Origin of the sequence: Bradyrhizobium diversitatis, assembly GCF_016031635.1 — a bacterium.
Taxonomy (GTDB): domain Bacteria; phylum Pseudomonadota; class Alphaproteobacteria; order Rhizobiales; family Xanthobacteraceae; genus Bradyrhizobium; species Bradyrhizobium diversitatis.
Genome location: NZ_JACEGD010000004.1, coordinates 131,339 through 150,460, shown reverse-complemented (window position 1 = coordinate 150,460; position 19,122 = coordinate 131,339). Strand labels below are relative to the sequence as shown.

Annotated in this window: 14 protein-coding genes; 8 read left to right on the top strand and 6 right to left on the bottom strand. The window is 65.4% G+C overall.

Annotated features, from left to right (window positions below; genetic code table 11):
* Window positions 1-44: 44 nt before the first annotated feature.
* On the bottom strand, window positions 45-905 hold the full coding sequence (locus tag H1B27_RS04960; protein ID WP_197965211.1) for an AraC family transcriptional regulator: 861 nt from the start codon (window positions 903-905) through the stop codon (window positions 45-47).
* Between the two features lie 212 nt (window positions 906-1,117).
* Here H1B27_RS04960 and H1B27_RS04955 point away from each other — a divergent pair, with 212 nt between their 5' ends.
* The 8 genes from H1B27_RS04955 (at window position 1,118) to H1B27_RS04920 (ending at window position 13,110) form a co-directional block, all read left to right on the top strand.
* Entirely contained in the window at window positions 1,118-2,695 is a 1,578-nt protein-coding gene (locus tag H1B27_RS04955; RefSeq protein WP_197965210.1) for an ABC transporter substrate-binding protein, read from the top strand.
* Complete coding sequence (locus tag H1B27_RS04950; protein ID WP_197965209.1) at window positions 2,692-3,693, top strand: ABC transporter permease; 1,002 nt, start codon at window positions 2,692-2,694, stop codon at window positions 3,691-3,693. Before H1B27_RS04955 ends, H1B27_RS04950 begins: the two co-directional genes overlap by 4 nt.
* Complete coding sequence (locus H1B27_RS04945; protein WP_197965208.1) at window positions 3,693-4,526, top strand: ABC transporter permease; 834 nt, start codon at window positions 3,693-3,695, stop codon at window positions 4,524-4,526. The genes H1B27_RS04950 and H1B27_RS04945 overlap by 1 nt, the downstream gene beginning before the upstream one ends.
* The gene (locus H1B27_RS04940; RefSeq protein ID WP_197965207.1) at window positions 4,523-6,211 is read left to right on the top strand and encodes a dipeptide ABC transporter ATP-binding protein; all 1,689 of its coding nucleotides are present in this window, start codon (window positions 4,523-4,525) and stop codon (window positions 6,209-6,211) included. The genes H1B27_RS04945 and H1B27_RS04940 overlap by 4 nt, the downstream gene beginning before the upstream one ends.
* Window positions 6,208-7,503: an ArgE/DapE family deacylase gene (locus tag H1B27_RS04935; protein ID WP_197965206.1), complete on the top strand. Its 1,296-nt coding sequence runs from the start codon at window positions 6,208-6,210 to the stop codon at window positions 7,501-7,503. The genes H1B27_RS04940 and H1B27_RS04935 overlap by 4 nt, the downstream gene beginning before the upstream one ends.
* A gap of 40 nt (window positions 7,504-7,543) precedes the next feature.
* Entirely contained in the window at window positions 7,544-8,179 is a 636-nt protein-coding gene (locus H1B27_RS04930; RefSeq protein ID WP_197965205.1) for a pyridoxamine 5'-phosphate oxidase family protein, read from the top strand.
* A 492-nt stretch (window positions 8,180-8,671) separates the two neighbouring features.
* Complete coding sequence (locus H1B27_RS04925) at window positions 8,672-10,126, top strand: sensor histidine kinase (protein WP_197965204.1); 1,455 nt, start codon at window positions 8,672-8,674, stop codon at window positions 10,124-10,126.
* Complete coding sequence (locus H1B27_RS04920) at window positions 10,123-13,110, top strand: bifunctional [glutamine synthetase] adenylyltransferase/[glutamine synthetase]-adenylyl-L-tyrosine phosphorylase (protein ID WP_197965203.1); 2,988 nt, start codon at window positions 10,123-10,125, stop codon at window positions 13,108-13,110. Before H1B27_RS04925 ends, H1B27_RS04920 begins: the two co-directional genes overlap by 4 nt.
* Here H1B27_RS04920 and H1B27_RS04915 read toward each other — a convergent pair.
* Genes H1B27_RS04915 through H1B27_RS04895 form a run of 5 tightly spaced genes read right to left on the bottom strand, consistent with a single transcriptional unit; the run spans window position 13,067 to window position 19,032 of the window.
* The gene (locus tag H1B27_RS04915) at window positions 13,067-13,300 is read right to left on the bottom strand and encodes a formate dehydrogenase subunit delta (protein ID WP_197965202.1); all 234 of its coding nucleotides are present in this window, start codon (window positions 13,298-13,300) and stop codon (window positions 13,067-13,069) included. The genes H1B27_RS04920 and H1B27_RS04915 overlap by 44 nt on opposite strands.
* Window positions 13,290-14,117, bottom strand: a complete 828-nt coding sequence (fdhD, locus tag H1B27_RS04910; RefSeq protein WP_197965201.1) for a formate dehydrogenase accessory sulfurtransferase FdhD — start codon at window positions 14,115-14,117, stop codon at window positions 13,290-13,292. The genes H1B27_RS04915 and fdhD overlap by 11 nt, the downstream gene beginning before the upstream one ends.
* Before the next feature lie 4 nt (window positions 14,118-14,121).
* Window positions 14,122-16,995: a formate dehydrogenase subunit alpha gene (gene fdhF, locus H1B27_RS04905; protein WP_197965200.1), complete on the bottom strand. Its 2,874-nt coding sequence runs from the start codon at window positions 16,993-16,995 to the stop codon at window positions 14,122-14,124.
* Between the two features lie 10 nt (window positions 16,996-17,005).
* Complete coding sequence (locus H1B27_RS04900) at window positions 17,006-18,562, bottom strand: formate dehydrogenase beta subunit (RefSeq protein WP_197965199.1); 1,557 nt, start codon at window positions 18,560-18,562, stop codon at window positions 17,006-17,008.
* Complete coding sequence (locus H1B27_RS04895) at window positions 18,559-19,032, bottom strand: formate dehydrogenase subunit gamma (protein WP_197965198.1); 474 nt, start codon at window positions 19,030-19,032, stop codon at window positions 18,559-18,561. Before H1B27_RS04895 ends, H1B27_RS04900 begins: the two co-directional genes overlap by 4 nt.
* Window positions 19,033-19,122 lie beyond the last annotated feature (90 nt).

Here is a 19,122-nt window from a genome sequence, read left to right as displayed (position 1 = left end):
TCAGCGTGGCTTTCATCTCGACGAACCGGCGTCGTCGCTAGCGACTAGCGCAGCACGACTTTTTGATCTGTCCAACGAAGATAATGCCGCGGTGCAGCGCCAAGCTCGCGCTTGAACATGGCGGCGAATGCGCTCGGGCTATCATAGCCCACGTCCAGCGCTACGCATGTGACGGGTTCGCCTGCGCCCAGGCGTGCCAAAGCTTCCAACAGCCGCACGCGTTGTCGCCACACTGAAAAGCTCTGACCGGTCTCGCGGCGGAACAGCCTCGTCAGCGTTCGCCGGCTGAGGCTGCATTTGTCTGCCCAGTCGTCGAGCGTGAGGTCCGAGGAGGGGTCGCCAAGCACTGCCTTGCAGATCGCCGCAAGGCGGGGGTCCGGTGGCACCTGCACGTGAAGCGTCACCTCCGGCATGTGTAAGATCTCGGCGAGCAGGAGTTCGAGAAGCTTGCCGTCGCGTCCGTCCTGGTCGTAGGTCTGCGGCATCCGCACCGCCTCGTCCATCAGGGCTTCGACGAGCGAGGATGCACGAATCAGGCGGCACGTCTCCGACGTTTCTCGCCGGCGATCAGGCGTGACATAGATCGTCTGGGCCTCGACTTCACCCCAGGCGCGCGACTGATGTACAACGCCAGCCGGAATCCATAAACCATGCCCGGGTGGAACCACGAAATGACCGCGCTCGGTCATCATCGCCGTGACGCCGGTGATCTGCAGGATGAACTGGTCGCGCCGATGTGCGTGCCGCGTGCTGGTGCTCTCGTTCGGATAAGTTGCGGTCATCGCGGCGACTGGCCGCGCGATCGTCTGAAGTTGTCCCGCATAGTTGGCGGCCGCTGCGGGGCCCTCCTGTTTGCTGCAAATGCGCAATTCGCTGGTCACATCTCGCCGCGTTACGACTTTCACGTGTCGTGAACTCCCGATCCAAGTCCTTTTCTGCAAGGCTCTTATGCATCTTCCGGGCCAGATATGGCCCGATCGCGATGGTTCTTGTCCCCGGTCAGGTAGCGCGGGACAGGGCGTTTGGCAACAATGCTCGCGCCGGCCATGTTCGTCGAACCCGAATACGGCGTCTGGCAAAGTCCTTCTCACGCCGATATGCGGACACGGAGAGCTCGATGAACAGACGCGAATTCACCCAGGCCATGCTGGCCGCCGGCGCCGCTATTCCCTTCAGCATCACGCGCGCGGTCGGCCAGACCCGCGGTGGAACGCTCAACACCATCATCCAGCCCGAGCCGCCGCTGCTGGTCACCGCCTTCAACCAGCAGCAGCCGACGCTGACGCTCGGCGGCAAGATCTACGAGAGCCTTCTCAAATATGGCGCTGACCTCAAGCCGATGCCGGGGATGGCGCAGTCCTGGGAGATTTCGCCGGACGGGCTGACCTATACGTTCAAGCTGTTTCCCAACATCACCTTCCACGACGGCAAGCCGATGACGTCCGAGGACGTCGTGTTCAGCTGCATGAAGGTGTTGACCGAGACGCATCCGCGCGCGCGGCAGAATTTTGCGCGCGTCGCTTCGGCCGAGGCGCCCGATCCGCTCACCGTCGTGTTCAAGCTGAAGCAGCCCTTTGCGCCGTTCCTCGGCTGTTTTGACTGCACTTCGGCACCGATCGTGCCAAAGCACATCTATGAAGGCACCGACTACCGCAAGAACCCGCTGAACGACAAGGCGATCGGCACCGGCCCATTCAAGCTGAAGGAATGGGTGCGCGGCTCGCATGTCCATCTGGTGCGCCATGACGGATACTATCTGAAGGACCAGCCGTACCTGGATGAGATCATCTACCGCATCATCCCGGATTCGGCATCGCGCGCGCTGGCGCTGGAGAACGGCACGGTGCAACTCGCGCAATGGACCGACGTCGAGTTCTTCGACGTGCAGCGCTTCAAGGCGCAGAAGAACCTCGAAGTCACCACCAAGGGCTATGAGTATTTCGCGCCGCACCAGTGGCTCGAGATGAACAACCGCATCGCGCCGATGAACGACAAGCGCTTCCGGCAGGCGGTGATGCATCTGATCGACCGCGATGCGCTCGCCAAGCGGGTCTATTTCGGCAGCGCCAAGGTCGCGACCGGCCCGATCTCGTCCAAGACGAAATTCTACGACGGCAAGGTCAAGCGCTACGACTATTCGATCGACAAGGCCAAGGCGCTGCTTGACGAGATGGGGCTGAAGCCCGACGCCAACGGCAAGCGCGCAGAGATCAAATACATCGTGCCGCCTTACGGCGAATCCTATCAGCGCGCCGGCGAGTTCTTCCGCCAGAGCTTTGCCCGCGTCGGCATCGATCTCGTCCTCGTCGGCACCGACATGGCCGGCTGGGCCGAGAAGGTCGGCAACTGGGACTATGAGATGACCCAGAACCTGCTCTACCAGCTCGGCGATCCCGCGCTCGGCGTCTCCCGCACTTACGTGTCGTCGAACATCAAGAAAGGCATCCTGTTCTCGAACACCGAAGGCTATTCCAACCCTGAGGTCGACAGGCTGTTCGACGAGGCCGCCGTCACGCTCGACGAGGCAAAGCGACTGGAGCTTTATTCCAAGGTGCAGCAGATCCTGGTCGAGGACGTGCCGGTCGCCTGGACGCTGGAGCTCGAATACCCCATCATCTACGACAAGGCGTTCAAGAACATCGTGTCGACCGGCATCGGCTCGCACGAAACCTTCGGGTCGGTCTACAAATCGTGATCCGTCTCGGCAGCGCGGCGACGATCGGGCTGATGGCACTGAGCCGGATTGCCCAGCTCGTCGCCGTCATCCTCGTCATCGCCACTTTCAACTTCGTGCTGGTGCAGGCCGCCCCTGGCGATCCCGCCCAGGTCATGGCCGGCCAATCCGGCGCGTCCGATCCGAAGCTGCTGGAAGATCTGCGCAGGGAATATGGGCTCGACAAGCCCTACGCCGTGCAGCTCGCAAGCTATCTCGGCCGCGTCGTCAGGCTCGACCTCGGCTATTCCTACCGCCAGCGCCGCCCGGTGGTCGATCTCATCCTGGAACGGCTGCCGGCGACGCTGCTGTTGACGGTGACGGCCTTCTGCCTCGCGCTGCTGATCGGCACGACCCTCGGCGCGCTCGCTGGGCTGGCGGCGGGCAGCGTGCTCGATACGGTCTTCACGGTGCTGTCGCTGGTGCTTTATGCGACGCCGGTGTTCTGGCTGGGGCTGATGCTGGTGCTGGTCTTCTCCGTGACACTCGGCTGGCTACCGCCGTTCGGTTACGAGACCATCAACGTCAAGCTCGCGCCGCTGGAGCATGCGCTCGACATCGCCAAGCACATGATCATGCCGGTGACCTCGCTGGCGGCGATCTATCTCGCGATCTATGCCCGGCTGATGCGGTCCTCGATCATCGAGGTCGCGCAGCAGGACTTCATCAAGACCGCGCGCGCCAAGGGCCTGTCGGGTCCGAGCATCGTGGTCGGCCACATGCTGCGCAACGCGCTGGTGCCCGTCGTCACCGTGGCCGGCATGCAGGCCGGCGCGCTGGTCGGCGGCGCCGTGGTCATCGAGACGGTGTTCGCCTGGCCGGGCCTCGGCCGGCTGACCTTCGATGCGCTGCTCCAGCGTGATTATCCCGTGCTGCTCGGCATCTTTCTCATCCTGTCGATCGTGGTCATCGTGCTCAATCTGCTGACCGATCTGATCTACAGGCTGATCGATCCCCGCATGACGACGGGAGCGGCGTGATGGATGCGACCCGCGCCTTCCTGCGTCATCCCTCAGGGATGGTCGGACTCGTCGTGCTGCTCGTCGTGGTCGTCATCGCGCTCATCGCGCCCATCGTCTTTCCGGTCTCGCCCTGGGAAATGGTCAGCGCGCCGTTCACGCCGCCCGGCGAGGACGGCCTGCTGCTCGGCGGCGACACGCTCGGCCGCGACGTTGCGGCCGGCGTTGCCTATGGTGCCCGCGTCTCGCTCGTCATCGGCATCGCCTCGGCCATGGCGGCGATGGTGATCGGCGTCACGATCGGCGCGATATCAGGCTATTTCGGCGGCAAGGTCGATCTCGTGCTGATGCGGATGACGGAGCTGTTCCAGACCATCCCGGCCTTCGTGCTCGCGATCCTGCTGGTTGCGACCTTCAACCCGTCGCTGCTCACGATCATCCTGACCATCGGCGCGGTGAGCTGGCCGCCGCTGGCGCGGCTCACCCGCGCCGAGTTCCTGCGCCTGCGCAACCGGGAGTTCGTCGAAGCCGCGCTGTGCCAGGGCGAGGGCACCTTGCGGATCGTGCTCGGCCACATCCTGCCCAACGCGATCTCGCCGATCCTGGTCGTGACCTCGCTGACCGTCGCGACCGCGATCCTGCTCGAGAGCGCGCTGTCCTTCATGGGCCTCGGCGATCCCAATCTGATGTCCTGGGGTTTCATGATCGGCGCCGGCCGCACCGTGATCCGCAATGCCTGGTGGATGAGCGTGTTCCCGGGTCTCGCGATCCTCATCACCGTGCTCGCGATCAATCTGTTCGGCGAGGGGCTGTCAGACGTCCTCAATCCGCGTGTGTCGAGGCGCCGGTCATGAGCGATACCGTGCAAGCCAAGGCACCCGTTCTGTCGGTCGAGGGGCTCTCGATCGCGCTGCCCGAAGGGGGCGATCGCCCGTTCGCGGTCGAGAACGTCTCCTTCGAGGTCAAGCCCAACGAAGTCGTCTGCCTCGTCGGCGAGTCCGGCTCGGGCAAGTCGATGATCGCCCATGCGGTGCTGTCGCTGCTGCCGAAGAGCGTCAATATTGCCGCGGGCGCCGTGACTGTCGCGGGGCAAAATCCGGCAAAGCTCGACCGGCAGGCGCTGCGCCGCCTGCGCGGCGGCGAAGCCGCGATGATCTTTCAGGAGCCGTTGTCCTCGCTGAACCCGCTCAAGCGGGTCGGCAGGCAGATCGAGGAGATGATCCTCACCCATCAGAAGCCGATGCCGTCGGCAATTGAGGTGCACGAACGCGTGCAGCAGCTCCTGACGCAGGTCGGCCTGCCAAATCCAAAGCTGCTTGAGAAGAGCTATCCGTTCGAGCTGTCCGGCGGCCAGCGCCAGCGCGTCATGATCGCGATGGCGATGGCCAATCGCCCGGCGCTCCTGATCGCTGACGAGCCGACCACAGCGCTCGACGTCACCACCCAACGTCAGATCCTGCGCCTGATCGACGATCTCCGACGCGACCGCGGCATGGGCGTGCTGTTGATCACCCATGATTTTGGCGTCGTTGCCGATGTCGCCGACCGCGTCGTGGTGCTTCGTCACGGCAAGGTGGTGGAGCAGGGGACGGTCGAGGAGGTCCTGCGCAATCCTAAGGCGGAGTACACCCGCGAGTTGATCGATGCGGTGCCGAAGGCGCGGCTCGATGAGATCCGCCGCACCGCGGTCCATCCTACACCGCTGCTCGAAGTCATCGGTCTTGAGAAGACATTCCGGGTCAAGCGCGGCCTGTTGCAGCCGCCGCGCGAGGTCGTCGCGGCCGACGGCATCTCGCTGACGCTGCATGAGGGCGAGACGCTCGCCGTCGTCGGCGAATCCGGGTCCGGCAAGTCGACGCTCGGGCGCATGATCATGCGTCTGACCGAGCCGGATGGCGGTGCCATCCGCTTCAACGGCCAGGATCTCCGCCGGCTCCGCGGCGAGGCGCTCCGCCAGGCGCGAAAACAGCTCCAGATCGTGTTCCAGGATCCGTTTGCGAGCCTCGATCCGCGCCAGAAGGTCGGCGATGCCATTGCGCGCGGACCAATGGCCTTTGGCACGTCGCGCACGGAAGCGATGGAGCTGGCGAGGAAGCTGCTGGTGCGAGTTGGTCTCAATGCCGTCGCCGCCGATCGTTACCCCCACGAATTCTCCGGCGGCCAGCGCCAGCGCATCTGTATTGCGCGCGCACTGGCACTCAAGCCGCGCGTGCTGATCGCCGACGAAGCCGTGTCGGCGCTCGACGTTTCCGTCCAGGCTCAGGTGCTGGCGCTGCTTGCCGAACTCCGTCAGGAGATGAAGCTCGCCATGATCTTCATCACCCACGACCTGCGGATCGCCGCCGAGATCGCCGACCGCGTCATCGTGCTCCAGAAGGGGCGCATCGTGGAGGAAGGCGCGACCGCGGACGTTTTCACGGCCCCTCAAGCCGCCTACACGCGCGATCTGCTCGATGCGATCCCGGGCCGCGATTTCTTCGACCAGCCGGGCTTTGCCAGCGTGACCGGCGCACTACCGACAGCAAGGATGAGTTCATGACCGACAACCTTCCCCTTCCAGCCGGCGCGCGCGAGCGCATCGAGGCCGCTGTGGATGCCGCCTTCGACAAGCAGATCGACACCACGATCGCGTTCACGGCGATCCCGAGCACGCGCGCGGCGGAGGCGCCCTGTCAGGACATGTTCGCAAAGCTGTTGCGCGATCGCGGCTACGAGGTCGATGACTGGGTCATCAACCAGGACGATCTCAAGACCCTGCCGGGCTATGGTCCGGTCGAGACCGATTTCTCGCGCGCCCGCTCCGTCGTCGGCACCTACCGTCCGGCGAAGGAAGAGGGCCGCTCGCTGATCCTCCAGGGTCATTGCGACGTCGTGCCGGCAGGCCCGCTCGACATGTGGGAGCGGCCGCCGTTTCAGCCAGTGGTCGAGAACGGCTGGCTCTATGGTCGCGGCGCCGGCGACATGAAGTCCGGTACCATCTCGGCGCTCTACGCGCTCGATGCGATCAAGGCCGCGGGCTACAGGCCCAAGGGCCGCATCCACCTGCAATCGGTGATCGAGGAGGAGAGCACCGGTCTCGGCGCGCTCTCCACACTTCAGCGCGGCTATCGTGCCGATGCCTGCATCCTGCCCGAGCCGACCGACGAGAAGTTGATGCGTGCCCAGGTCGGCGTGATCTGGTTCCGCCTCAAGGTGCGCGGGATTCCGGTTCACGTCGCGCGCGCCGGAACCGGCTCGAATGCGATCAAGGCTGCAATCCACCTGATTCAGAAGCTCGAAGGTCTCGAAGCCGAATGGAACGAGCGCGCCAAGACGCACCCCTCGTTCAAATCGGTCGAGCATCCGCTCAACTTCAATCCTGGAATCATCAAGGGCGGTGACTGGGCCTCCAGCGTGCCCGCCTGGTGCGATGTCGATTGCCGCATCGGTGTGCTGCCCGGCTGGAAGATCGCCGATGCCCAGGCCGAGATCGTGGATTTCGTCGCCAAGGCGGCGCGCTCGCATCCGTTCCTCGCCAACAATCCGCCGGAGATCGTCTGGTCCGGCTTCCTGTCGCCGGGCTATGAGGCGACCGAGATTCAGGAAAGTGAAGCGGTTCTGGCTCCGGTCTACGAGCATGTGTTCGGCCGCAAGCTGACCAGCTTCTCGTCTACCGCGCTGACCGATGCGCGCTTCTATGGTCTCGACTTCGGCGTGCCCGCCTTCTGCTTCGGTGCCACGATGGAAGGTGCCCACGGCTTCAACGAGCGCGTTGACCTTGCCTCGGTGAAGCGGGTCACCAAGGCGCTCGCGCTGTTCACCGCGAGCTGGTGCGGCATCGAGGCCAACTAGCCGCGAGAAGGAAACTCACCGCAAAAAGGGAGGTTCGCGAATGGACAGCCAGGGTGCAGGCGGCAAGCCGCCGGTCAAGACGCAACAGGATCTCCGTGCGCATTTCGGGCAGCTCAGCCCGCTTGCCGAAAAGAAGGTTCTCAACCATCTCGACCAGTTCTGCCGCGACTTCATCGCGCTCTCCCCGTTCCTCGTCCTCGCCACCAGCGACGGCAACGGCCATGCCGATGCAAGCCCGCGCGGCGACGCGCCGGGCTTCGTCGCCGTGCTCGACGACAAGACGCTGTTGATCCCCGATCGGCGCGGCAACAACCGCGTCGACACCTTTGGCAACATCATCGCTTCGCCCGGCATCGGCTTGATCTTCCTGGTGCCCGGAATCAACGAGACCCTGCGCGTCAACGGCCGCGCCGAGATCTCGCAGGACGCCGAGCTGCTGACGCCGCTCGCGGTGCAGAACGTCGTCCCGATCATCGGACTCAAGATCCACGTCGAGGAGACCTATTTCCACTGCGGCAAGGCGCTGATGCGCTCGAAGCTCTGGAATCCGGCTGCTCAGGTCGAGCGCAACAGTTTCCCGACGCTCGGCCGGATCATCGCCGAGCAGACTGCGACCATCGCAGTCGAAGAGGCCGAGAAGACGATGGAAGAAGGATACCGTACGAGGCTCTACTGAGAATGACCGGTCTGATCTCGTGGCGACAACGGGTGCGCCGTCGCGGTCGCCAGCCCTGGCGAACTCCATCTGCGCCCGTTTGCCCGTGGGGTCGGTGAAACGGAAGGCCCACACCCGATCACCGCTCCCGCGCACGACCAGATAGAGGCCCCCTGTCTGCATGAACGCCAGCTTGCGGGGATTTAACTTGGTTCGAATTGAGCGCCACTTTAACGTGCCCCTTTCGCTGACCACTTACCGGCACGGATGCTTTGCCCGTCACGGTCAGCGAATCCACGGGAACCGGTGCGGATGTGTGACCGTCGCGGATACTTTCAAACGGACCCATGCGCCGCCTTACCATTTTTTTACCTTGGCCGGCTGGCGTTTTAGCGATTTCAGGCGAAGACAGACGGTAGCTTATAGACCTAAGGTACTGTAGATAAAACAGAATATGAAGAGTGACGATGCTCGGTGATAGCAGACGCGGCGCTGAAATTGGATACATGATCCGTGACGGCATTCGGTAAACTCGTCCGCACCACGGCGTTCCGGCTGACGCTGGTCTATCTGCTGCTGTTCGCGATGTTCGCGGCCTCGCTGCTGGCCTATTTCGCTTGGAACACGCGGCGTCTGATCACCGAGGAGATTACGCAGACCGTCAACTCCGAGACCTCGGAGATGAACGAGATCTATGACCGCGGCGGCATGTTTCGCCTGGTGCGCACGATCGAGTATCGGGCACTGCGGCCGGGCGCCAACCTCTATCTCGTGACCACGCCGACGGGCCAGGCGATTGCCGGCAATGTCGGCTCGCTGGCGCCGGGCGTGATGGCGACGCGCGGCTGGTCGGAGACGGCCTACCGGCGGATCGAGGATACAGATGATCGCGACCATCGCGCGCTGGTGCGCGTCACCGAATTGGAAAACGGCTTCCGGCTTCTGATCGGCCGCGACCTCGCCGAGCGGCGGCGCCTGTTCGGTATCGTCGCCAAGGCGGCGCAATGGTCGGTCCTCATCGTGGTCGTGCTTGGCCTCGCCGGCGGCATTTTCGTCGCGCGGAGGGTGCTGAGGCGCATCGACGCCATGACCGGCACGGCGCAGCGGATCATGACCGGAGATCTCAGCGAGCGCCTGCCCGTGGGGCGCAGCGGCGACGAGATCGATCGCCTCGCCGAGAACCTCAACGCCATGCTCGAGCGGATCGAGGCGCTGATGGCGGGCCTGAAGGAGGTTTCCGACAACATCGCTCACGACCTCAAGACGCCGTTGACGCGGCTGCGCAATCGCGCCGAGGAGGCGCTGGCGAGATCAGGCTGCGAGGCCGATTACCGCGCCGCGCTGGAGCGGACCATCGAGGAATCCGACGGGCTGATTCGTACTTTCAACGCGCTTCTGATGATCGCGCGTGCCGAGTCCGGACAGGCGCGCGGCAACATGGATGATTTCGACGCCGCCGAGGTCGCCAATGGCATCCACGAGCTCTACGAGCCCCTGGCGGAGGACGACGGCATGACCTTGAAGGTGAAGGCCGATCCGACGCCGGTTCATGCCAACCGCGAGTTGATCAGCCAGGCGCTCGCCAATCTGGTCGAGAATGCGATCAAATACGGCAAGCCCGCTTCGCAGCCCGCGGGAACCGTGGTCAGCATGGATAGCCGGCAGATCACGATCGAGGCCCGGCGCGAGGGTGATCAGGTGCTGCTCAGCGTCACCGATCGCGGCCCCGGTATCCCCGAAAGCGACCGCAAGCATGTCGTCGAGCGATTCGTCCGGCTGGAGGCGAGCCGCACGCTGCCGGGCTCCGGCCTCGGCCTCAGCCTCGCATCGGCTGTTGCCACGCTGCATGGCGGAGAATTGCGGCTGGGCGATGCCCATCCCGGTCTTGTCGCCACGCTGGTGCTGCCGGCGCGCGCGGGCGACAGGGTTGCTCCGCCAATGCCGGATGTGCCACAGAAGGTGGCATGAACCACTCCGCGCCGGGAAACGCGGACAAGCATGGTGAGAGGCTGGCCGCGCGCTTCGCGGAGGCTCCCCATATTGCCGCTTCCACAACCGACGAACGACGTTTGGAAAGCTGGCTGGCCGAGCTTGAGCCGGCCCAATCGGCGCGTCTGGAAGCGCTCCTGGGCCACCCCTTCGCCCGCGACATCCTGGCCGGGATCGCGGAATTCTCGCCCTATCTGTTCGATCTGGTGCGCACCGATGCCCCGCGCCTGATCCGGCTGCTCGAATGCGATCCGGACCCGCATCTCGCTGCACTGATCGCTGAGGCAAGGGGCGCGGTGCTCGCGGCACCTGACGAGGCCGAGGTGATGCGGCTGCTTCGCTGGATGAAGGCGGAGGCCGCGCTGCTGATCGCGCTGTGCGACATTGGCGGTGTCTGGCCGGTGATGCGGGTGACGGCGGCGCTCACCGATGTTGCCGTGTCCTCCGTGCAGGCGGCGCTGCAATATCTGCTGCGGCAGGAAGCCGCACGCGGCAAGCTCTCGCCGCCCAATCCGGAGGCACCCGAAGAGGGCTGCGGGCTGATCGTGCTCGCGATGGGCAAGATGGGCGCGGGCGAGCTGAACTATTCCAGCGACATCGATCTGATCGTGTTCTTCGATCCCGATGCAACGACGCTGGCGGCGGACATCGAGCCGCAGCCGTTCTTCGTACGTGTCACACAGGGGATGGCGCGCATCCTCCAGCAGCGCACCTATGACGGTTACGTCTTCCGCGTCGATCTGCGCCTGCGGCCCGATCCGTCCTCGACACAGGTGGCGATCTCGCGGGACGCCGCGCTGCATTACTACGAGCGGGAAGGCCGCACCTGGGAGCGCGCTGCGATGATCAAGGCGCGGGCCTGCGCCGGCGATCCCAGGGCGGGTGAAGCGCTTCTGGCGGAGATCGCGCCCTTCGTCTGGCGCAAGCATCTCGACTTCGCCGCGCTCGCCGACGTCCACGACATGAAGCGGCAGATGCAAACCTATCGTGGCCAGAGCGAGATCGCGGTCGAGGGACATAACGTCAAGGTCGGGCGCGGCGGCATCCGCGAGATCGAGTTTTTCGCCCAGACTCAGCAGCTGATTGCGGGCGGCCGCCATCCGGAATTGCGGGTGCGGCCGACGCTGAGGGCGCTCGATGTACTCGCCTCCAGCAAGTGGATCACCTCTGCGGCGCGCGACGAGCTGACGACGGCCTATGAATTCCTGCGGCGGGTCGAGCATCGCCTCCAGATGATCGCCGACGAGCAGACCCATACGCTGCCTGAGGACAGGCAAGCGGTCGAGCGCTTCGCGTGGTTCTTCGGCTATCAGGATCGCGAAGCCTTTGCGCGCGACCTGTTGCACCAGCTCCAGATCGTCCAGGGTCACTACGAAAAACTGTTCGAGGGCGACGACCCGATCGGGACGGCCAGGCTGCCGGCGCTCGACTATGGTGCAGGTCCCGACGATCCGCGCCTGCTCCAGCACCTGGCGACGCTGGGCTTCAAGAAGCCGGCCGCCGTCGCACAGACCGTGCGCGACTGGATCACCGGCGACTACCGCGTATTCCGCAATGAGGCGACGCGAAGCGCCTTCGTCGAATTCGTGCCGGCCCTGATCGACGGTCTCGCCCATGCCGAGGAGCCGGATCGCGCCGTCGTGGCGTTCGATCATTTCCTCGGAGCACTGCAGCGTGGCGGCCGGCTGATCACGCTGCTCGGCCAGAACCGCGATCTCGTCGCGCTGGTGGCGCTGGTGCTGGGGGCGGCGCCGCGGCTTGGCGAGATGCTGGCGCGGCAGCCGCAGCTCATGGATGGTCTGATCGATCCGCGCTTCTTCGGCGCCATGCCCGACAGGCAGGAATTGTCGGGCCGGCTCGCGACCACCGTGCGAGACGCGGACTCCTACGAGGAATTTCTCGATCGCCTGCGCCTGTTCGGGCAGGAGAGCCTGTTCCTGATCGGCACGCGCATCCTTTCCGGCACGGTTTCGGCGCAGCAGGCGAGCACCGCCTTTGCCGACGTCGCCGAAGGAATCGTGCACACCGTGCATGGCCTCGTCGCCGATCGCTTTGCCGCCCAGCACGGCCGGATCAAGGGGCAGCAGACCGCGATCATCGCGATGGGCCGGCTCGGCAGCCGCGAGATGACGGCCTCGTCCGATCTCGACCTGATCCTGCTCTACGATTTCGACAGCGACAATCCGGACTCCGATGGACCGAAATCGCTTCACGGCGCGCATTATTTCGCGCGCTTCACCCAGCGCCTGATCAGCGCCTTCACGACGCGCACCAATTACGGCGTGCTCTATGAGATCGACATGCGGCTGCGGCCGTCGGGGCGCGCCGGCCCGGTGGCCTCGAGTCTCGTTTCATTCGCGGACTACCAGGCCACCGAGGCCTGGACCTGGGAGCACATGGCGTTGACGCGCGCCCGCGTGGTGTCGGCGTCGCCCGAGTTCCGGGAACGGATCGAGCGTGTCATCCGCGATGTCCTGACCCGCCGACGCGATCCCGCAATCACGGCCAACGACGTCGCCGACATGCGGCGCGCGATCGCGCAGGAAAAGGGCGAGGCCGATTGCTGGGATATCAAGCATGCGGCCGGCGGCATGGTCGACATCGACTTCATCGCGCAATATCTCCAGCTCGTGCATGCCCACGAGAAGCCGGACATTCTCGACGTCAGCACCATGCAGGTGCTGGAAAATGCATGCAGGCTCGGTGTGCTCTCACAGTCGGAGACCGAGATTCTGCGTGCCGCAGCGCGGCTTTATCACGACCTGACGCAGATCCTGCGGCTTTGCGTAAGCGAGCGCTTCAAGCCAGAGACCGCCGGCACCGACCTCCTGCGCGTGATGGCGCGCGCGGGCGACGCGCCGGACTTCTCGTCGCTGGAGGCGCGGGTGAAGGAGACCCAGACCGAGGTGCGGCGCGTGTTCAGGGCGCTGCTGGAAGGGACGTCGCCTGCTTCAGCGAGGTGATCGCCTCGCGCACATCAGGCTCGAGGCCGGCGCCGCCGGCATCGAGATGGGCGAAGATCGCGCGCTTCATGCGGGGATCCCAGAACTTCTTGATGTGCTCGGCAATCCCAGGCACGGCCTTGTCATGGCCCTGGCTCCGGAAGAATGTGCCGATCTGGTTGGCCATGTAGATCAGGCGGTCAGGCGACATCGGCAACCTCCGTGGCATGGCGCGCGACGATCCGGCTGCCATGCGAGAATATCTCGAACCCGTCCTGCCGCGCGATCGCGATCAGCGTGATGCCGGCGGCTTCCGCCGTGCGTACCGCGAGGGCGGTCGGCGCCGACACGGCGACCATCACCGGCGCACCGATCGCGGCCGTCTTCTGCACCATCTCCACCGAGACCCGGCTCGTCAGCAGCACCATGCCGCCGCGTGCATCCGCGCGGCTGCGCGCCAGGGCGCCGGCGAGCTTGTCGAGCGCGTTGTGACGGCCGACATCCTCGCGCAGCGCGACGATGCCGCCTGCAGGGGACCAGAACGCGGCGGCGTGAACGGCGCGGGTTTGCATGTTGATCGATTGCAGGGGCGCGATCGCCTGCATCGCCGCCATAATCTTCTCCGGCGTGAAGGTCTGCCCCTGCGGCACCACGGCCGCGGGCCGCACCGCCTCGGCAATGGATTCGATGCCGCAGATGCCGCAGCCCGTGGGTCCCGCGACGTGGCGACGGCGCTCGTTGATGCGGGCTGCACCCTCCGATGCCAGCCACATCCGCAGCTCGATACCGTCGTCGAGACGGACCACGTCGAGAGAGCGAATGTCGTCGACCGACCCGACGATGCCTTCGTTCACGCTGAAGCCGACCGCAAAATCCTCGAGGTTCTGCGGTGTCCCCATCATGACGGCGTAGGTGCCGCCATTATAGGTCAGCGCCAGCGGCGTCTCCTCCGGGATCAGCCGTGTCCCCTCTGATGCGATGCCATCGCGCCAGATCTCGCGGTCGGTGGCCTGGACCGGAACGTGCATGCGGTTACTCCGCGGCCTCGGCCGGTGCGATGCGGCGGGAATGCCGCGCCTGCGCGTCATAGGCCTTCTGCCAGTCGGACGGGCCGTTCGAGGGCGAGACCTGCACCGCCGTGACCTTGTATTCGGGGCAATTGGTGGCCCAGTCCGAATAGTCGGTCGTGATGACGTTGGCCTGCGTGTCCGGGTGGTGGAAGGTGGTGTAGACGACGCCGGGCGCGACGCGGTCGGTGATCTCCGCGCGCAACGTGGTCTCGCCGGCGCGGCTCTTCAGCCGTACCCAGTCGCCGTCGCGCACGCCGCGCTGCTCGGCATCGTGCGGATGGATCTCGAGGCGGTCCTCGGAATGCCAGACCACGTTCTCGGTGCGCCTTGTCTGCGCGCCGACATTGTACTGGCTGAGGATGCGGCCCGTGGTGAGCAGCAGGGGATAGCGCGGGCCGGTGCGCTCGTCGGTCGCGACATATTCGGTCACGACGAACTTGCCCTTGCCGCGGACGAAGCCGTCGATGTGCATCACCGGCGTGCCCTCGGGCGCCTTGTCGTTGCAGGGCCACTGCACCGAGCCGAGCTCATCTAACTTGGCGTAGGAGACGCCGGCGAAGGTCGGGGTCAGCGCCGCGATCTCGTCCATGATCTCGGACGGATGGCTGTACTTCATCTCGAAGCCCATGGCCTTGGCGAGGCCGATGGTGACCTCCCAGTCCGCCATGCCGTTCTTCGGCGTCATCACCTTGCGCACGCGCTGGATGCGGCGCTCGGCGTTGGTGAAGGTGCCGTCCTTCTCGAGGAAGCTCGAGCCGGGCAGGAAGACGTGGGCGTAGTTCGCGGTCTCGTTCAGGAAGAGATCGTGAACGATGACGCATTCCATCGCCGACAGCGCCGCGACCACGTGGCTGGTGTTGGGATCGGACTGGAGGATGTCCTCGCCCTGCACGTAGATGCCCATGAAGGTGCCTTCGACCGCGGCGTCGAACATGTTGGGAATGCGCAGGCCCGGCTCGGGGTTGAGCTTGACGTTCCACAGCGCCTCGAACTGGTCGCGCACCGCGTCGCCCGAGATGTGGCGGTAGCCGGGCAGTTCGTGCGGGAACGAGCCCATGTCGCAGGAGCCTTGAACGTTGTTCTGGCCGCGCAGCGGATTCACGCCGACGCCGGGACGGCCGATATTACCCGTTGCCATCGCGAGATTGGCGATCGCGATCACGGTGGTCGAGCCCTGGCTGTGCTCGGTGACGCCGAGGCCGTAATAGATCGCGCCGTTGCCGCCGGTCGCGTAGGTGCGGGCTGCCTCGCGCAGGTCGTTCGGATCGACGCCGGTGAGGATGGCGGTGGCTTCCGGGCTGTTCTGCGGTTGGGCGACGAAGGCGGCCCATTCCTCGAACTCGCTCCAGTCGCAGCGCTCGCGCACGAAGGCTCCGTCGACGAGGCCCTCGGTGACGATGACATGCGCCAGCGCCGTCATGACCGCGACATTGGTGCCGGGCATCAGCGGCAAGTGCAGAGCCTTCACATGCGGGGACTCCACCATCTCGGTGCGGCGCGGATCGATCACGATCAGCTTGGCGCCCTGGCGCAGCCGCTTCTTCAGGCGCGAGGCGAACACCGGGTGAGCGGAGGCCGGGTTGGCGCCGATGACGACGACGACATCGGTGTCCTCGACCGAATCGAAATCCTGCGTGCCTGCCGAAGTGCCGAAGGTGGTGGCCAGACCATATCCGGTCGGCGAGTGGCAGACGCGGGCGCAGGTGTCGACATTGTTGTTGCCGAAGCCGGCGCGGATCAGCTTCTGCACCAGATAGGTCTCTTCATTGGTGCAGCGGGACGAGGTGATGCCGCCGATGGCGTCGCGGCCGTATTTCTTCTGGATGCCGCGCATCCTGGCGGCGGCGAACGAGAACGCCTCGTCCCAGGACACTTCGCGCCAGGGATCCTCGATGCGCTCGCGGATCATGGGTTTAAGAATGCGTTCCTTGTGGTTGGTGTAGCCCCAGGCGAAGCGGCCCTTGACGCAGGAATGGCCACGATTGGCCTTGCCGTCCTTGTACGGCACCATGCGCACCACTTCCTCGCCGCGCATCTCGGCCTTGAAGGCGCAGCCGACGCCGCAATAGGCGCAGGTGGTGACGACGGAGTGCTCGGGCTGACCGATCTCGATCACGGACTTTTCCGTCAGCGTCGCGGTCGGGCAGGCCTGCACGCAGGCGCCGCAGGAGACGCATTCGGAGCCGAGGAAGCCTTCGCTCATGCCGGGCGAGACGCGGCTGTCGAAGCCGCGGCCGGAGATGGTCAGCGCGAAAGTGCCCTGCACCTCCTCGCAGGCGCGGACGCAGCGCGAGCAGACGATGCACTTGGAGGGATCGTAGGTGAAGTACGGGTTGGACTCGTCCTTCGGCATCCAGTGGTCGTTGCTGCAGCCGTCAGTCTTGGCGAAAACGTGGTTCTCGCCCTCGTAGCCGTAGCGCACGTCGCGCAGGCCGACGGCGCCGGCCATGTCCTGCAGCTCGCAATCGCCATTGGCGCCGCAGGTGAGGCAGTCGAGCGGATGGTCGGAGATAAAGAGCTCCATCACACCCTTGCGCAGCCGCTTCAGCCGCTCGGTCTGGGTGTGTACGACGAGCCCGGGCATCACAGGCGTGGTGCAGGAGGCCGGCGTGCCGGCGCGGCCCTCGACCTCGACGAGACAGAGGCGGCAGGAACCGAACGCGTCGACCATGTCGGTTGCGCAGAGCTTTGGGATCTGGTGGCCTGCATCCATCGCGGCGCGCATGATGGAGGTGCCCTCGGGCACCGTAACCTCCTTGCCGTCGATGGTCAGCGTCACCATCGTTTCCGATTTGGAAGCCGGCGTGCCGAAGTCGATGTCTTCGATCAGAGACATTGTCGTTCTCCTATTCCGCGGCCTGAAGCGTCGTCGGGACGGGTGCGAAATCCTCCCGGAAGTGCTCCAATGCGCTGAGCACGGGGTAGGGCGTGAAGCCGCCGAGCGCGCAGAGCGAGCCGAATTTCATGGTGTTGCAGAGGTCCTCGACGAGCGCGAGATTCTCGCTCACACGCTCGCCCTTGATGATCTTCTCGATGGTCTCGACCCCGCGGGTCGAGCCGATCCGGCACGGCGTGCACTTGCCGCAGGATTCGATGGCGCAGAACTCCATGGCGAAGCGCGCCTGCCTACGCATATCGACGCTGTCGTCGAACACGACGATGCCGCCATGGCCGATCAGGCCGTCGCGCGCGGCGAAGGCCTCGTAATCGAACGGCGTGTCGAACAGCGCGCGGGGGAAGTAGGCCCCCAAGGGACCGCCGACCTGAACGGCGCGGACCGGACGTCCCGTGAACGTGCCGCCGCCGATGTCGTCGACGAGCTCTCCGAGCGTTACGCCGAAGGCCGTCTCGAACAGTCCGCCGTAGCGGATGTTGCCGGCGAGCTGGATCGGCATCGTGCCGCGGGAGCGGCCCATGCCGAAATCGGCATACGCCTTGGCGCCTTCGGCGAGAATGAAGGGGATGGCCGCGAACGACAGCACGTTGTTGATGACGGTCGGCTTGCCGAACAGGCCGTGATGGGCCGGCAGCGGCGGCTTGGCGCGCACGATGCCGCGGCGGCCCTCGAGGCTTTCCAGCAGCGAGGTCTCCTCGCCGCAGACGTAAGCGCCGGCGCCGACGCGCACTTCGAGATCGAAGCTGTAAGCCGAGCCGCCGATCTTGTCGCCGAGATAACCGCCGCGCTTTGCAGCCTGGATCGCGGCATTCATTGCCTCGACCGCGTGCGGATATTCACTGCGGATGTAGATGTAGCCCTTGGTCGCGCCGACGGTGAGGCCGGCGATGGTCATGCCCTCGATCACCAGGAAGGGATCGCCTTCCATGATCATGCGGTCGGCGAAAGTGCCGCTGTCGCCCTCGTCGGCGTTGCAGACGATGAACTTGCGCTCGGCCTTCGCCTGCGCAACCGTCTTCCACTTGATCCCGGTCGGGAAGCCTGCGCCGCCGCGGCCGCGCAAGCCCGACGCGGTGACCTCGCTGAGGATTGCATCCGAGCCAAGCGAGAGAGCGCGCTCCAGGCCCTTGTAGCCGCCATGGGCGCGGTAATCGTCGAGCGAGCGCGGGTCGATCACGCCGCAGCGGGCGAAGGTGAGGCGGGTCTGGCGCTTCAGCCAGGGGATCTCGTCGGTCGCGCCCAGCCGCAGCAGATGCGGCGTATTGTTGGCGAGCGCATCGAGCAGGGAGGGCACGTCGGTCTCGGTAACGGGACCGAAGGCGATCCGGCCCTGGGGCGTCGCCACCTCGACCAGCGGCTCCAGCCAGTAGAGGCCGCGCGAGCCGGTCCTGACGATCTCCACTGCAACGCCGAGCTTGGCGGCGGCCTGCTCCAGCGCAAGGGCAACCTCGTCGGCGCCGACGGAAACCGCACCGGCATCGCGCGAGACGTAGAGGCGGATGCTCATCGCCGCGCCTCCGCAATCAGCGCATCGAGGCGCTTCTGATCGAGCCGGCCGATGAGGCGGCCATCGAGCATCGCGGACGGCGCAGTCGCGCACAGGCCAAGGCAGTAGATCGGCTCCAGCGTGACGCGATCGTCAGCCGTGGTGTTGCCGAGCGAGACGCCGAGCCTTGCCTCGGCGCGCGCAGCCAGCGCATCGCCGCCCGCAGCCTGACAGGCTTCCGCACGACACAGCTTCAGCACATGGCGGCCGGCCGGCTTGTGGCGGAAATCATGGTAGAACGTGAAGACGCCATGGACTTCGGCGCGCGACAGATTGAGTGCCTTCGCCACCATGGGAATTGCCGCCTGCGGCACATGGCCGAACGCCTCCTGAAGCGCGTGCAGGATGACGAGCGTCGCGCCTTCCTGCCCGGCATGTTCGGCGATGATCTCGGCGCCGCGCGTCTCGTCCCAATCATAAACCGCTGTCATTCTTCATTCTCAACCAGAGCGTTTCCTGCTGCCAAACTATTTGGAATCATTCGAAGATCAATAAAGCTGTCCCGTGCTGCGATTGCGAAT